This window comes from Burkholderia sp. BCC1638 (genome assembly GCF_902833195.1).
GTDB classification, from domain to species: domain Bacteria; phylum Pseudomonadota; class Gammaproteobacteria; order Burkholderiales; family Burkholderiaceae; genus Burkholderia; species Burkholderia diffusa.
The window spans coordinates 45,386-61,603 of record NZ_CADFEC010000002.1; the positions used below are offsets into that span (position 1 = coordinate 45,386).

General features: G+C 70.2%; 9 protein-coding genes. 1 reads left to right on the plus strand and 8 read right to left on the minus strand.

Going from position 1 to position 16,218, the window contains the following annotated elements:
* The first annotated feature begins 424 nt into the window (after positions 1-424).
* Positions 425-2,908, plus strand: a complete 2,484-nt coding sequence (locus HWX22_RS02040; RefSeq protein ID WP_175914966.1) for a family 20 glycosylhydrolase — start codon at positions 425-427, stop codon at positions 2,906-2,908.
* 203 nt (positions 2,909-3,111) lie between these two features.
* Here the strand turns inward: HWX22_RS02040 and nagE are convergent, their stop codons facing one another.
* From nagE to imuA, 8 genes are all read right to left on the minus strand, one after another.
* On the minus strand, positions 3,112-4,875 hold the full coding sequence (gene nagE / locus HWX22_RS02045) for an N-acetylglucosamine-specific PTS transporter subunit IIBC (RefSeq protein WP_175914967.1): 1,764 nt from the start codon (positions 4,873-4,875) through the stop codon (positions 3,112-3,114).
* An 86-nt stretch (positions 4,876-4,961) separates the two neighbouring features.
* Positions 4,962-7,544, minus strand: a complete 2,583-nt coding sequence (ptsP, locus tag HWX22_RS02050) for a phosphoenolpyruvate--protein phosphotransferase (protein WP_175914968.1) — start codon at positions 7,542-7,544, stop codon at positions 4,962-4,964.
* A gap of 15 nt (positions 7,545-7,559) precedes the next feature.
* Positions 7,560-8,567, minus strand: a complete 1,008-nt coding sequence (locus HWX22_RS02055; protein WP_059526163.1) for an SIS domain-containing protein — start codon at positions 8,565-8,567, stop codon at positions 7,560-7,562.
* Positions 8,560-9,663 (minus strand): N-acetylglucosamine-6-phosphate deacetylase, encoded by a 1,104-nt coding sequence (gene nagA / locus HWX22_RS02060; RefSeq protein WP_175914969.1) that lies wholly within the window; start codon positions 9,661-9,663, stop codon positions 8,560-8,562. The genes HWX22_RS02055 and nagA overlap by 8 nt, the downstream gene beginning before the upstream one ends.
* A gap of 107 nt (positions 9,664-9,770) precedes the next feature.
* Entirely contained in the window at positions 9,771-10,505 is a 735-nt protein-coding gene (locus HWX22_RS02065) for a GntR family transcriptional regulator (protein WP_175914970.1), read from the minus strand.
* 320 nt (positions 10,506-10,825) lie between these two features.
* The gene (locus tag HWX22_RS02070) at positions 10,826-14,041 is read right to left on the minus strand and encodes an error-prone DNA polymerase (protein WP_175914971.1); all 3,216 of its coding nucleotides are present in this window, start codon (positions 14,039-14,041) and stop codon (positions 10,826-10,828) included.
* 6 nt (positions 14,042-14,047) lie between these two features.
* The gene (locus HWX22_RS02075) at positions 14,048-15,544 is read right to left on the minus strand and encodes a DNA polymerase Y family protein (RefSeq protein ID WP_175909317.1); all 1,497 of its coding nucleotides are present in this window, start codon (positions 15,542-15,544) and stop codon (positions 14,048-14,050) included.
* A complete protein-coding gene (gene imuA, locus HWX22_RS02080) occupies positions 15,477-16,184 on the minus strand; it encodes a translesion DNA synthesis-associated protein ImuA (protein WP_175909315.1) in 708 nt (235 codons plus the stop codon). The genes HWX22_RS02075 and imuA overlap by 68 nt, the downstream gene beginning before the upstream one ends.
* Positions 16,185-16,218 lie beyond the last annotated feature (34 nt).

A 16,218-nucleotide genomic window follows, 5' to 3' on the forward strand; every position in this document is an offset into this window, starting at 1 on the left:
AATACCAATCAAAGGTTTCATAAGATCTTTGGACACGGCCGCCGACAGGCCGAATCCATCTGGTGGGGGAGACATGCGAATCCCGTGTCTGGCGCGCGCCCGCGCGCCGAGTTGCCATGCGTATGCGGCAGCGGCCGCCGTTGCGATCGTGCGCGGCCGGTCGAACCCACTCCGCCGCGGTCGCATCGTTGCCGCGGCGATTGCCGTGCGCCGCCAATGAGCACGCATCCGCCACCCCGCGGATCCGATCGGCACGGGTGCCCGCCTCCCGTTCCGTAACGCACGCCCCCGCGTGCCGAATGCGCGCGGTGCGGCCGCATCGCCCCGTGCGCGGGTATCTCCCGCAGCTCCATTGAAAGACCCGATCGCGGCGACGTCGCCCCCCAACGACGCCGCCACGCCCACTTTTTTCTCAGGAGTTCGAATGAAGCACACCTTGCCATCCTTCGTTGCCGCGCTGTTGATCGCGGCGCTGCCGCCTGTCGCCATCGGCGCGCAGCCGACGCCGACCGCCGCCGTCGCGGCTACCGGCATCGCACAACCGGCCGCGCAAGCGGCCAGTCTCGCGACGCTTCTGTCGAACGGCCTCGCGCTGCGCGTCGCCGTCGACAACAACCACGCGGCCGCGGCCGGCGTGCCGTGCGCCGATCTCGGCGCCGACGGCGCGGCCTGCGCGACCGGCCGCCTGATCCTGCAGAACCGCGGCCACCAGACGATCGCCGACGGCGGCTGGAAGCTGTACCTGCACAGCATCCGGCGGCTGCTGCGGATCGATCGTCCGGGCTTCGCGCTGCGGCGGCTCACCGGCGACCTGTACGAGCTGACGCCGCAGCCGGGCTCGATGCGGCTCGCGCCCGGCGAACGCATCGAACTGCCGTTCGTCGCCGAATACTGGCTGCTGCGCTACAGCGACGTGATTCCGCGCCCGTATGTCGTCGTCGACGGCGCACCGCCCGCCGTGCTCCGCTACAACGACACCGACGACGAGCTCCGCTATGTCGAATCGCTGCCGGCCGACGCGCAAAACAATTCGACCGGCAACGCGCCGCCCGTGGCGGCACGGCCTGACGCGAGCCGCGCACTGCCGAGCGTGAAACGCGAACAGCCGCTGCCCGGCACGCTCGACCTGCGCGGCGTCGAGTTCGCGCTGCCGGACCTGCCGGATGGGCAAATCGCGGCGCTGCGCGAACGTGCGACGACACTCGGGCTCGACGGAGCGCGCGTCCCGGTCCACGGTGCCGTCGCACCGCGCCGGCTGCCGGCCGACATTGCGGTGCCGGGCGGCTACCGGCTCGCGATCGGGCCGCGCGGCGTGCTGATCGAAGGCTACGATCGCGCGGGCCTCTACTACGGCGTGCAGACGCTCTACTCGCTCGCGCCCGCCGGCGGCGGCCCGATCCCGGCGATGCTCGTCGAGGATGCACCGCGCTTCACGCATCGCGGGATGCACGTCGACCTCGCGCGCAACTTCAAGCACCCGGCAACGCTGCGCCGCCTGATCGACCAGATGAGCGCATACAAGCTCAACCGCCTGCACCTGCATCTGTCCGACGACGAAGGCTGGCGCATCGAGATTCCTGGCCTGCCGGAGCTGACCGACATCGGCTCGCGCCGCTGTCACGACCCGAGCGAGACGCGCTGCCTGCTGCCGCAACTCGGCTCGGGCCCCGACAACCGCTCGGGCGGCGGCTACCTGACGCGCGACGACTACGTGGCGCTCGTGCGCTACGCGGCTGCCCGCTTCGTCAGGATCATCCCCGAGATCGACATGCCCGCGCATGCGCGCGCGGCCGTCGTAACGATGGAGGCGCGCTACCGGCGGCTGCACGCGACCGGCCGCGAGCAGGAAGCGAACGCGTACCGGTTGCTCGATCCGCAGGACACGACGAACCTGACGACGGTGCAGTTCTACGATCGGCGCAGCGACCTGAATCCGTGCGTGCCGGGCGCGCTCAATTTCGCGTCGAAGGTGATCCGCGAGATCGCGGCGATGCATGCGGACGCGCAAGCGCCGCTGCACACCTGGCACTACGGCGGCGACGAGGCGAAGAACATCTTCCTCGGCGGGGGCTTCCAGCCGCTGAACGGCACCGATCCGAACAAGGGGCGCATCGATGTCGCCGCGCAGGACAAGCCGTGGGCGCGTTCGCCCGCGTGCACGGCGCTGCTCCAGCGCGGCGAGATCAAGTCGATCGACGAGCTGCCGACGCGATTCGCGAAACAGGTGAGCGCGGCGGTCGACGCGAACGGGATCGACACGATGGCCGCGTGGCAGGACGGCATCAAGCATGCGAACGGGCCGCAGGACTTCAGCACGCGCCACGTGATGGTGTCGCTGTGGGACACGATCTTCTGGGGCGCGTCGGACAGCGCACGCGACCTGAGCGGCAAGGGTTACCTGACGGTGCTCGCGCTGCCCGACTACCTGTACTTCGACTTCCCGTATACGCTCAACCCGCGCGAGCGCGGCTATTACTGGGGCTCGCACGCGACGGACGAGTACAAGGTGTTCTCGTTCGCGCCCGAGAACCTGCCGCAGAACGCCGAAGTGATGGGCGATCGTGACGGCAACGCGTTCGAGGTGACGGGCACCGGCCCCGCGCCGCGCATCGAAGGCATGCAGGGGCAGGCGTGGGGCGAGGTGATGCGCAACGACACGTTCCTCGAATACATGGCCTATCCGCGGCTGCTCGCGCTCGCCGAACGCGCGTGGCACCGGGCCGACTGGGAGCTGCCGTATGCGGCCGGCGTGCGCTTCAAGCGCGGCGACACGCATCACGTCGACCTGGCCGCGCTACAGCGCGACTGGGCTGGCTTCGCGACGCTGCTCACGCAGCGCGAATTGCCGAAGCTCGACCGGGCCGGCATCGGCTACCGGAAGCCGACCTTCACGCTGACGAACCCGTGAACGATTGAGCGGTTGAACAACTGAGCGGTTGAACGGTTGCGCGATTGATCCGCGCAAGCGGTGCGCGATGCGGACGATTGCATCGCGCCCACGCCCCGCCAAAGCAAAACGGCTTGCGACGTATCGCAAGCCGTTTTCGTTTTACCGACCGGCGGCCCGAACCCGCCACGCGGATCGGGCCCACCTCATCGCATCGTGCCGGATCAGGCCGGTTGCGGTGCCGCGCCGCCGCCCGTCGACGTCAAGCGCGCGCCGAGCTGTTCCGCGTAGCGTGCCGCCGCGTTGCCGCAGACGATGTGGAACGTGTCCGGCGACACCCATGCCACGTCGAGCGCGCCGAGTCGATCGCGATCGACCGCGGACGCGTCACGCACGACGACGCGCAGGCGCGTGGTCGCGATCGCGTCGAGCGAAGCGACGTTGGTCGCCCCGCCGAACACCGCGAGCCAGCGCAGCGGATCGGGATCGAGCGGACCGGCGGCCGCGCCCGTCACCGGCTGAGCCGCAGCGGCCGTGGCCGTCTCAGCGGCGCCGGTCGCACCGCTGCCGATCGCCGAGCGCATCTCGTCGGCAATGATGTCGGCCTCAGGCCCAATGATCACCTGCACGCTGTTGCCGCCGCGCTTGAGCACGCCGCGCGCGCCGATCGACTTCAGTTCCGGCTCCGACACCTTCTCCGGATCGACGACGGTCAGGCGCAGGCGCGTCGTGCATGCGTCGACGACCGTCAGGTTGCCTGCACCGCCGAGCGCGGCGATGTAGCGCTGCGCACGCGGTGCTGCCGCGGCGGCGCCGGCTGCCGGCGCGACGAAGCCGCCCGATGCGTACGACTCGGCCGCCGCATCGGCCGAGGCCGGCTCGCGGCCCGGCGTCGCCATGTTGAACTTGCGGATGAAGAAGCGGAACAGTCCGTAATACGCGACGCCGTATGCGATACCGAGCGGCACCGCGATCCAGCCCTTCGTCGACAGCCCGTAGTTCAGCACGTAGTCGATCGCGCCGGCCGAGAACGTGAAGCCGAGCTTCACGCCGAGGATCTGGCAGACCGCGAGCGACAGCCCCGTGAGCACCGCGTGGATCACGTACAGCACCGGTGCAAGGAACATGAAGCTGAACTCGATCGGCTCGGTCACCCCGGTCAGGAACGACGTAAGCGCCATCGAGAACAGCAGGCCGCCGACCATCGCGCGGCGCTCCTTCGGCGCTTCATGCAGCATCGCGAGACACGCGGCCGGCAGGCCGAACATCATGATCGGGAAGAAGCCGGCCATGAAGGTGCCCGCGGTCGGATCGCCCGCGAAGAAGCGGTGCAGGTCGCCGTGCACGAGCTCGCCGCCGGCCGGCGGCGTGAAGTTGCCGAACACGAACCACGCGAGCGAGTTGATGATGTGGTGCAGGCCCGTGACGAGCAACAGGCGGTTCAGGAAGCCGAACACGAACGCACCGATCGCGCCCGCCGTCGTCAGCCACTGGCCTGCCGCGTCGATCGCATGCTGGATCGGCTGCCACACGTACCCGAACGCGATGCCGAGCACCACGCACACCAGCCCCGTGATGATCGGCACGAACCGCTTGCCGCCGAAGAACGCGAGGTAGTCCGGCAGCTTGATGTCCTTGTAGCGGTTGTACAGCAAGCCCGCGACCACGCCCGCGATGATCCCGGACAGCACGCCCATGTTCAGCTTGGGATCGATATCCTTCATGATCGCGGTTTCGATCAGGTAACCGATCGCGCCCGCGAGCGCCGCCACGCCGTTGTTGTCCTTCGCGAAACCGACCGCCACGCCGATCGCGAACAGCAGCGGCAGGTTGTCGAAGATCGCGCCGCCGGCGTCGGCGATCATCTTGATGTTGAACACGTCCGGCTGTCCGAGCCGCAGCAGGATGCCGGCGACCGGCAACACCGCGATCGGCAGCATCAGCGCTCGACCCAGGCCCTGTATCTTCAGAAACGGATTCCCGTCCATTCAGTCCTCCAATCCATGTCTCGTCATTAATCGTCGTTGACCTAATTGCTTGCGTGGTGAAACGCTCGCGCGCCCGCCGTCGACGTTCAGTCGAGCGGCCAGACCTCGCGGCTTGCTGCCCTTACCGCCTGTGCCGAGTCGAGTGCGAGCAGATCCTGCGCACGCTGGCGACACAGCTGGTAATCGAGACGGCGCACGCGCGCCTTGATGCCCGGCACCGACACCGGGTCGACCGACAGTTCGGTCACGCCGAGGCCGACGAGGATCGGCACCGCGAGCGGATCGCCGCCGAGCGCGCCGCACACGCCGACCCACTTGCCGTGCTTCGCCGCGCCGCGCACCGCGATGTCGATCAGGCGCAGCACGGCCGGATGCAGGCCGTCGGACTGCGCGGCCAGATCGGCCTGGCAGCGGTCCATCGCGAGCGTGTACTGCGTCAGGTCGTTGGTGCCGATCGACAGGAAATCCGCGTGCTGCGCGAGCTGGTCGGCGAGCAGTGCCGCCGACGGCACCTCGATCATCACGCCGACCTCGATCGGCTCGGTACGGCCCTGCGCACGCGCGAATTCGTCGATACGCTTGCGCAGCCGCACGAGCTCGCCCGCATCCGTCACCATCGGCAGCAGGATCCGCACCGCGCCGAACGGCTTCACCGCGAGCAGGCCCTGCAGCTGATCGTCGAGCAGATCGGGGCGCACCTGCGCGAGGCGAATGCCGCGCAGGCCGAGCGCCGGGTTCGGTTCGGGCGGCAGCGTCAGGTAGTCGACTTCCTTGTCGGCGCCGACGTCGAGCGTGCGGATGATCGCGGTGCGGCCCTGCAGCGCGTCGACGATCGACTGGTAGCTCTGCTGGTGCTCGACGACGCTCGGCGCGGCCTGGCGATGGATGAACATCAGCTCGGTGCGCAACAGACCGACCGCGTCCGCGCCGTTGTCGACCGCGGTGTTCGCGTCGTCGAGCGTCGCGATGTTCGCGGCGACCTCGATGGCGCGGCCGTCGATGGTCGCGGCGGCAGCGCCGGCCTGTTGCCTGTTCGCTTCGCGCACGCCGTCCAGGCGCTGGCGTTCGTGGCGTGCGCGTTCGACGTCGAGCGCGGTCGGTGCGTGTTCGAGACGGCCCGCGCTCGCATCGACGACGACCTGCGTGCCGTCCGGAATCGCGTACAGCGCGTCGCCGACCGCGACGAGCGCCGGAATGCCGAGCTGGCGCGCGATGATCGCCGCATGCGACGTCGCGCCGCCGCGCGCCATCACGAGCGCGGTCACGCGCTGGCGATCGAGCGACGACAGGTCCGACGGCGTGAATTCCTCGGCGGCGAGCACGGCCTCGTCGGGCAGCGTGCGCGTCGCGCCGCTCGTGTGGCCGAGCGCGCGCAGCACGCGCTTCTCGATGTCGCGGAGGTCCGCCGCGCGCTCGGCGAGCAGCGCGTCGTCGAGCTTCGACAGCGTGTCGATCTGCGCGCGGATCGTTGCGCGCCACGCGAAGCCCGCGCTCTTGCCGAGGCTGATCTGGTCGCGCGCCGCGTCGACCAGCGTCGGGTCCTCGAGCAGCACGCGATGCACCGCGAAGATTCCCGCCTCGCCGACCGCGCCGCGCGCCGATGCGTTGCGCACCGTTTCGTCGAGTTCGGCGTCGACCGCCGTCAGCGCCTGATCGAGCCGGCGGCTTTCCGACGCGGGCGTGCCGGTCGCCTGTTCGGGCGGCACGATGTCCGCATCGTCGAGACGCACCAGCGTGCCGACCGCGATGCCGGGCGCCGCGCACACGCCCGCGAGCGTGTTCGGATCGAGTGTTGCGCCGGTGTTGCGCACGATCGGCTGCGGTGCGGGCGACTTGAGCCGCGCCGGCCGTTCCTCGACCTCGCCGTGCGCTTCGCGCAGCAACTCACGCTCGACCGCTTCGACGGCTTCCCGCGCGTGCGCACCGCGGCCGACCAGTTCGATCGTCGCGCCTTCGCCGGCGCCGAGGCCGAGCAGGCCGACCACGCTTGCGATCGGCGCCTTGCGGCCGTCGAAAAGCACGTCGACGTGTGCGTCGAGCCCGCGCGCGGCTTCGCGCGCCCGCGCGGCCGGGCGCGCATGCAGGCCGCCGGGCTGCGTCAGCACGACCGCGCGGCGCACTTCGTTCATCGCCGCCGCGCCGGCCTGCGCCGCCTGCGCGGCGGCTTCGCCCTTGCCGCGCAATGTCAGCAGCGGCGTCTCGCCGGCCGTCGCGAAACCGCTCGCGCGCTCGACCACGTCGAACGCGTCGGAGTTCGCGATCGCGATCACCGAGACCAGCGAATGCGCGCTGCGCGCGACCGCGTCCTGGTCGAACTCGATCAGCAGATCGCCCGCCGCCACACGCGCGCCGGCTTCGACGCGCGCGGTGAAGCCCTGCCCGTTCAGCTCGACGGTGTCGATGCCGATGTGCAGCAGCACTTCCGCGCCCTGCGGCGTCGTGATCGTCACCGCATGGCCGGTGCGCGCGAGATGCGACACGATGCCGGCGCACGGCGCGACGAGCCGGCCCGCGAGCGGATCGATGCCGATGCCGTCGCCGAACATCCCGCCGGAGAACACCGGATCGGGCACGTCGGCCAGCGCGACGATCGGCCCGGTCAGCGGGGCAAGCAGGACGATCTGATCATGGGTGGAACTCTTCAACTGGGACTCCTCGGCGCGTCTCATCGGCTGTCTCGGCTATCAGTGCGTTTCGGTGACTTTGTTCAGGTGGCGCGGCGTGTCGGGATTGCGGCCGCGCGCGACGGCGAGATCCGCCGCCATCACGTAGAACGAAAGAATGGCGGCGATCGGGTCGAGCGCCGAATGGGCGGACTGCGCGAGCGGCAAGGTCGCGCCGGGCGTGCCGGCGGGCGCCGCGAGCAGCACGGCCGCGCCGCGCGCGCGCATGTCCTGCGCGAGCTGCAGCAGCCCGGCCTGCTCCGGGCCCGGCGGCGCGAACACGAGCAGCGGATAGTCGCGGTCGATCAGCTCCATCGGGCCGTGACGGACTTCGGCGCTCGAGAACGCCTCGGCCTGGATGCCGGAGGTTTCCTTCAGTTTCAGCGCGGCTTCCTGCGCGATCGCAAGACCGAGGCCGCGGCCGATCACGATCATCCGCTCGATGCCCGCGAGCGCGGCGACGGCCGGCGACCAGTCGAGCCGGCCCGCCTGCGCGAGCACGTCGGGCAGGCCGCGCAGTGCCGTGATCAGCGCGGCGTCGCGCTGCCAGTACGCGACGATCTGCGCGGACAGCGACAGCATCGCGATGTAGCTCTTGGTCGCGGCGACCGACAGTTCGGGGCCGGCCAGCAGCGGCAGCTGATGCTCGCACGCGTCGGCGAGCGGCGACGGCAGCACGTTGACGGCGGCGACGGTGCGCGCGCCGGCTTCGCGCAGCGCGGCCATCGTGTTGACGAGGTCGGGGCTCTTGCCCGACTGGGAGAATGCGAGCGCGAGCTGGTCCTGCACCTTCAGCGGCGCCTGCTGCAGCGTCGCGACCGACATCGGCAGCGACGCGACGGGCACGCCGAGGCGGCTCATCGTCAGGCTCGCGAAATAGCTGGCGGCGTGATCGGAGCTGCCGCGCGCGACCGTCAGCGCGACGGCCGGCGGGTGATCGAGGAGTTGGCCGGCGAGCGCTTCGACGCGCGTGGTGTCGGCGAGTTGCGCGGCGACGACCTGGGCGGACTCGCGCGCTTCCTTAAGCATATTCGACAATCGATTCTCCTTCGACGTAGGTCGCGGTGAGGTTCAGGTCGCGATCGAACACGACGAGGTCGGCCCATGCGCCGCGCTCGAGGCGGCCGCGATCGGCGACGCCGAGGTAGTCGGCCGCATAGCGCGACATCCGGTTCGACACGTCGGCGATCGGCAGGCCGAGCGACACGAGGTTGCGCAGCGCCTGGTCCATCGTCAGCGTGCTGCCGGCGAGCGTGCCGTCGGCGAGCCGCACGCCGCCGAGGCACTTGGTCACGTGCTGGCTGCCGAGCCGGTATTCGCCGTCGGGCATGCCGGTGGCGGACGTGCTGTCGGTCACGACGTACAGGCGCGGGATCGCGCGCAGGGCCGCACGAATCGCGCCCGGATGCACGTGCAGCAGGTCGGGGATGATTTCCGCGTATTCGGCATGCGCGAGTGCGGCGCCGACGAGGCCCGGGTTGCGGTGATGCAGCGGCGACATCGCGTTGAACAGGTGCGTGAAGCCGCATGCGCCGTGCTTGAGCGCGGCGACGGCGTCGTCGTAGGTCGCGAGCGAGTGGCCGAGCTGCACGCGCACGCCGCGCGCGGCCATCTCGCCGATGATCTCGATGTGACCGGCGATTTCCGGCGCGAGCGTGACGACCCGGATCGGCGCGATCGACAGGTACTTCAGCACTTCGTCGAGCACGGCCGACACGGCCGCGTCCGGCTGCGCGCCGAGCTTGCCGGGGTTGATGTACGGCCCTTCGAGATGCACGCCGAGCACGCGCGCGCCGCCGGGCGTGCGGGTGCGCGCGACGGTGCCGAGATTCGCGACGACCTGCATCAGTTCGTCGCGCGGCGCGGTCATCGTCGTCGCGAGCAGGCTCGTTGTGCCGAACTGCGCATGCGTGCGCGCGATCGTCTCGATCGCGTCGCCGCCTTCCATCACGTCGGCGCCGCCGCCGCCGTGCACGTGCAGGTCGATGAAGCCGGGCAGGATGTACGGCGCGTCGTTCTTCGCGGGATCGGCGGGCGTGCCGTCGAGCGTGGTGATGCGGCCGTTCTCGCTGTCGAGCGAGCCGAGAATCCAGCCGTCGGGGGTGAGGATGTTTCCAGTCAGCATGACGTTTCTCTTGATGATCTGGTGACGCGGACATCCGCGTCGCGATTTGCAAATCCGTTGTGCTTCGTTGCGCTCCGCCGCGCGTGGCGCACGGGCAGTCTCGCGCGTCAGCGTTTCAGTTCGGCGACGAAGTCGTAATAGTCGTCGCGGCAATACGTTTCGGACACTTCGATCGCGCGCTGGTCGACACCGTAGCCGATGCGCGTGATCACGAGCAGGGCCGAGCCCGGCTTCACCGACATCCACTTCGCGATCTCGTGCGTCGCGTTCGCCGCGCGAAAGTGCTGCAGCGCGCGCACGACGGTCATCCCGCGTGCGTCGAGGTATTCGTACAGCGACGCGCCGAGCGCCTGCGGATCGGGCACCACCGCGGCCGGCAACGTCGAATGCTCGACGGCCATCACGATGCCGTCCGCGCGGCGCAGCCGCTCGAGCCGCGCGACCGTCGCGCCGGGCGCGAGGCCGAGACGCGTGATCTCGTCGCGCCTCGCGGTGCGCAGCGTGCGCGACAGCCACACCGAATCGGGCACGAAACCGCGCTGCCGCATCTTCGCGGTGAAGCCGACGAGACGCGACAGCGGATCGGCAACGCGCGGCGTGATGAAGCTGCCCGCCCCGCGCGCCCGCTTGATCAGCCCCTGCTCGACCAGCAGCGCGAGCGCACGACGGGCCGTGATCCGCGACACACCGACCGACCCCGACAGCAGCCGCTCCGACGGCAGCGCCTCGCCGGCCCGCCACGCGCCGGCGTGAATCGCGCTCGCCAGGTTGCGGGCGAGCTGCAGATACAGCGGCGTGTCGTCGAGGGGATCGGGCGCCAGTTCGGACCAGCCGGTTTCCATGTGCCTCCGGGTGTCGGACGACGATCTCTGACCGTCGAAAGTGAACGCATTATATAACCACCATAATACCAGTCAACGAACTGGTATTAGCGACGCGAAAATCGCCGGGAGCCTTGCCCGGCAAGCGTTTTAGTTGCCGGAAAGCCTTTGTTTACAATGCGATGCGAGATAAGGATTTACCCGGATTGGTATGCAAGGGGACAGTTCCCGGGCCGGATTTGCCAGGCTTGGGAAGCCGAAAACGATACCGGAATAGAACCAGTTCGACCGACTGGTATGCATCCGGCGGCGGCGCGCGGGCGGCATGCCGGCGCACAGCGTCAGTGGAACTCGCGGCTCGACGTGCGCAGGCCGCCGAGCAGCGGCGTCAGATCCTCGAAATGCTGCGCGACGAGGTGCCTCACGTCGCTGACGACCTGCCACACGCCCGACGCCGCGAGCAGTCGCGAATCGAGCGTTTCGCGGCGCTGCCGCGCGAGCAGCTCGGGCCGCACGATCACGTTCACGCAGCCCGTCTCGTCCTCGAGCGTCATGAACATCACGCCCTTCGCGGTGCCCGGCATCTGCCGCGCGATCACGAGCCCGCACGCACGCGCGAGCCGGCCGTCGGGACGGTCGCGCAACTCGGCCGCGGACGACAGCCGCTGCGCGCGCAACGCGGGCCGCAGCAGCGCGACCGGGTGGCGGTTCAGCGTGAGGCCGGTGGTGTGATAGTCGGCGAGGATGTCGTCGGCTTCCGACGGCGCGCCGAGCACCGGCTGCTCCGTTTCGTCGATCGGCGCGGCGGCGAGCAGGTCGCGCTCCGGTGCCGCGGCGACGGCCTGCCACAGTGCATCGCGCCGATGGCCGGCGAGCGTCGCGAGCGCGTTCGCGGCGGCGAGCGCTTCGAGATCGCGCCGTTCGAGCTGCGCGCGGCGCGCGAGCGCGTCGACGTTCTCGAACGGGCCGGCCGCGCGCGCGGCCTCGATGCGCCGCGCGGCAGCCTCGCCGAGGCCGCGCACGAGCGACAGGCCGAGCCGCACCGCGGGCTGGCCGTGCGGCGGCGGCTGGCCGGGCAGCGCTTCGAGCGACGCTTCCCAGCCGCTTCGCGTGACGTCGGCCGGAAAGACCTTCACGCCGTGGCGCTTCGCATCCTGCACGAGCTGCGCGGGTGCGTAGAAGCCCATCGGCTGGCTGTTCAGCAGCGACGCGACGAAGATCGCGGGCTCGTGGCATTTGAGCCAGCTGCTCGCGTACGCGAGTTTCGCGAAGCTGGCCGCGTGGCTCTCGGGAAAGCCGTATTCGCCGAAGCCCTTGATCTGCTCGAAGATCTGCTCGGCGAATTCGCGCGTGTAGCCGCGTTCGAGCATGCCGTCGATGATCTTGTCGTGATACTTCTCGAGGTTGCCCTTGCGCTTCCACGCGGCCATCGCGCGACGCAGTTCGTCGGCCTCGCCGGGCGTGAAGCCCGCCGCGACGATCGCGATCTGCATCACCTGCTCCTGGAAGATCGGCACGCCGAGCGTGCGAACGAGCACTTCCTTGAGCGCCTCGCTCGGATACGTGACCTCGCCCTCCTCCTCGCCGGCCACGATCCTGCGCCGCTTCAGATACGGATGCACGGCGCCGCCCTGGATCGGCCCGGGCCGCACGATCGACACCTGGACGACGAGATCGTAATAGTTGCGCGGCCTCAGCCTCGGCAGCATCGACATCTGCGCACGCGATTCGATCTGGAATACGCCGACCGTATCCGCCCGGCAGATCATGTCGTAAGTTGCTTCGTCATCCTGCGGAATGTGCTTCAGCGTGAACGGCTGGCCGTCCTCCCGCGGCCCGCGCCACGCGGTGCGCATGTCGAAGGCGCGATGCAGCGCCGACAGCATGCCGAGCGCGAGCACGTCGACCTTCATCAGCCCGAGCGCCTCGAGATCGTCCTTGTCCCACTGGATCACGCGCCGCCCGTCCATCGCCGCGTTCTCGACCGGCACGAGCCGCGTGAGCTTGCCGCGGCTGATCACGAAGCCGCCCGAATGCTGCGACAGGTGGCGCGGAAAGTTGAGCAAGCGCCCCGCGAGTTCGGCCCATGCGCGAATGATCGGCGTGGCCGGATCGAGCCCGGTCGTCGCGAATTGCTGCAGCAGGTCGCGGCTGCCGTCGAACCAGCGATGCCCCTTCGCGACGCGGTCGACCAGCATCGGATCGACGCCGAGCGCCTTGCCGGTTTCGCGCAGCACGCCGCGCGGACGATACGTCGAGACCGCCGCCGCGAGTGCCGCGCGATCCTTGCCGTATTTTTCGTAGATATGCTGAATGACCTCTTCCCGGCGCTGATGCTCGAAGTCGACGTCGATGTCCGGCGGCTCGCCGCGCTCCTCGCTGATGAAGCGCTCGAACAGCATCGTGCTCTGGTCGGGATCGACCTCGGTGATGCCGAGGCAGTAGCAGACGACCGAGTTCGCGGCCGAGCCGCGGCCCTGGCACAGGATGTTCTGGCTGCGCGCGTATTTGACGATGTCGTAGACGGTCAGAAAGAACGGTTCGTAGCTCAGCCTCGCGATCAGGTCGAGTTCATGGCGGATCTGCTTCTCGACCTTCTCCGGAATGCCTCGCGGATAACGCCCCGCCGCCCCCGCGAAGGTTTCCTGTTCCAGATAGCGCGTCGGCGTCAGCCCCTGCGGCACGATCTCGTCGGGATACTCGTAGCGCAGCGAGCCGAGGTCGAAATCGCACGCGTCGAGAATCGCGCAGGTCTCCGCGATCTCGTCCGGCGCGTACAACTGTCCGATCCGCTGCCGCAAACGCAGGTGCTGCTCCGCATTCGGCGCCAGCGCATACCCGCATTCGGCAACCGGCATCCCGACCCGGATCGCCGTCATCACGTCCTGCAATGCCTTGCACGAGCGCCGGTGCATCGTCACGTCGCCGAGTGCGACGATACGCACGCCGCGCCGCTCGCCGGCCGCGCGAATCTCTTCGCGCTGCGCGCCATCGAGCGCGCGCTGCAGCTGCACGAGTCCGAGCCGCGCGCGTTCGCCGAAGGTCGCGCGAAACCATGCGACCTGCGCATCGAGCACGTCCGCGCGCACCGGATACGCGGGCACGAGGATCGCGAAGCAGTCGGGCATGCCGCGCAGGTGCGCAAACGCCGCGGGCGGGGCCGACAGCATCCGCGACGTCAACGTATAGGTGCCCTTCGGCGCGGCCATCCGCCGCCACGAGATCAGCTCGGCAAGATTGCCGTAACCCTCGCGGTTCTGCGCGAGCAGCACGAGGCCGAACGCGCCGGGGCCCGGATCGTGACCCGGTGCGACTTCATCCGGCGTGACTTCGAAATACGAACCGATGACGAGCGGGAGCCCTTGCGCCTGCGCCGCGACATGCATGCGCGGCGCGCCGGCCAGCGAGCATTCGTCGGTGATCGCGATCCCGCGATAGCCGAGTTCGGCCGCGCGCTCGACCAGTTCGTCCGCATGCGACGCGCCATGCAGGAACGAAAAGTTCGATCGGCAGAACAACTCCGCGTAATCGGGCAGCCAGCTGAATTCCGCACTCATTTCGACTCACCCGAACAAGCCGTGCAGGAACCAGCGCGGCTCGGCCTGGCTTCCCGAGCGCTCCAGGAACACCCAGTAGCACGCACCGACCTCGTCTTGCGCGACGTAGTAATCGCGTGCGGCCAGTTGCCCGTCGAACCACCCGGCTTCGATCCGCTCGGCCGACGACATCATCCTGAGCGGCGTATGGAACACCGGCCGGTTCTCGCGCATCAGGAGCGGCTGCGGCTCGGCCAGCAGCCACGCGGGACGCGGCGGCACGGCGGGCGGCCCGCCGGCCGGCTTGCCCGCTTGCGCATCGAGCGGCAGCCAGCGGTTCGCGGCCTCCGGACGGTGATCGGCGACGGGTGCCGCGCGCAGCACGTTCTCCGCGCCGAGCCGCGCGACCAGCAGTTCGAACAGCCGCGCACGCGTCTCGCGCGTGCCGCCCGGCTCGGGAAAAAGATCGTCGGCCGGCGGCGCGACCGATTCGACGCGCGTGGCCTTCAGCCGCACCGCGATCACCGCGGCCGGCAATTCGACGCGCGCGAGCCGCTCGCCGAGCAGCCGCATGAAGTGCGTCTCGTCGCGCACGGGCGCGGCGAACGCGAGTTCGAGCGGTGTCGGCGGCACGGCCTGACGGCCGCGCTCGTGCTCGAGATCGAACGTCATCGCGGCCAGCGACAGCTGCCGCGCGGCCAGCCACCCGCAGAGCTGCACGACGAGCCGCCGCGCGGCGAACAGCACGGCTTCCGCGTATTCGACGCGCTCCGGCAATTCGAGCCGCACGTCGAACACGGGCGGCACCGCCATCCACGCAAGCGGCTCGACCGCATCGCCGTACGCGCGATCGAGCGCGGCGAGCAGCGCCGGACCGCAGCGGCGCTGCAGCCCCGCGCGCGGCAGGCCGCGCAGATCGGCGAGCGTGCGGCAGCCGAGGCCGTCGAACCAGCCCGCATACGCGCGCGCGTCGGGCAGCAGCGCGCACGGCAGACGATCGAGCGTACGGACGAGCGAAGCCGGCCCGGCCACGCGGCGCCGGATGCGCGCACGCGCCGACATGCGCGCGAGCAGCCACGCGCCGCGCCCGGTCGGCGCGGCGGACAGGCGCGCCGCATAGCCGAGCGCCGCGAGCGTCGCGCGCACCTGGCGGCACAGCGACGGCAGGCCGCCGAACAGGCGCAGGCTCGGGCCGACGTCGACGATCAGCGTCGCTTCGTCGTCGAGTGCGACGCACGGCGAGAAGCGCAGCAATGCGAGCGCGACCGCGCGCAGCGCATCGGCCTCGCGGGCGGGATCGCGCTCGACGAGCCGTGTGTCGGGCGCGAGCGTCAGCACGCCGCCGCGCTTCATGCCCGCGCGCACGCCCTGCCGGCGCGCGGGCGCATCGGCAATCAGCACGACACCTTGCTCGAGCACCGCACAGCCTGCGTCGTCTGCGTCGTCCGCCGCGCCGTCAGACGGCGGCGGGACGCACACGTCGAGCGGCAGGCGCGGCAGATGGATGCCGAGCAAGACGCGCATAGCGGCTCTCCACGATGGGCGACGGCAAATCGAGCGCAAGCGGCTCGCTGCGCGCGGGCCCGCGGCGCTTGACGATGTCGAGCGACACGCCGCCCGGCACCGGATGCAGCGCGACGCGCAGCACGGCCGGCGACGGCTGCCGCGCGGCCGACAGCGGGCGCAGCATCACGAACAGCGTGTCGCCGGTGCGCGCGGCCGCGAGATGCAGGCGCCGCAGCGCATCGGGCCGCGCGTCCTGCCAGAGCAGCAGCGCACCGCAGCAGCCCGTCCTGAGCGCCTGCTCGGCGGCCCACAAGGCATCCGTGCGGCTGCCGGCGCGCAGCCACAGCAGTGCGTCGGCCGGCACGCCGAGACCGGCGAGCGCCGTCGCATGCGGCGACTGAGGCGGCGCGACGAGCGCGAGCGGACGCCGCGCACTGACGGTGCGCGCGAGCGCGGGCGCGAGCAGCCGCATCTCGCCGCAGCCCGGCTGCGCGGCCAGCAACTCGACGAGGCCGCCGACCGGCCAGCCGCCGCCCGGCAGCTCGGCCGACAGCGGCGCGAAACCCGTATCGATCGTGCGCGCACCGCCGCGCGCGAGCTGCGAGCCGCGCCAAAGGGATGGATGAAGGGATTCGGGAGAAATGGAGGATGCGAGCATGACGCCACCCACAACTGTATGGATATACAGTATA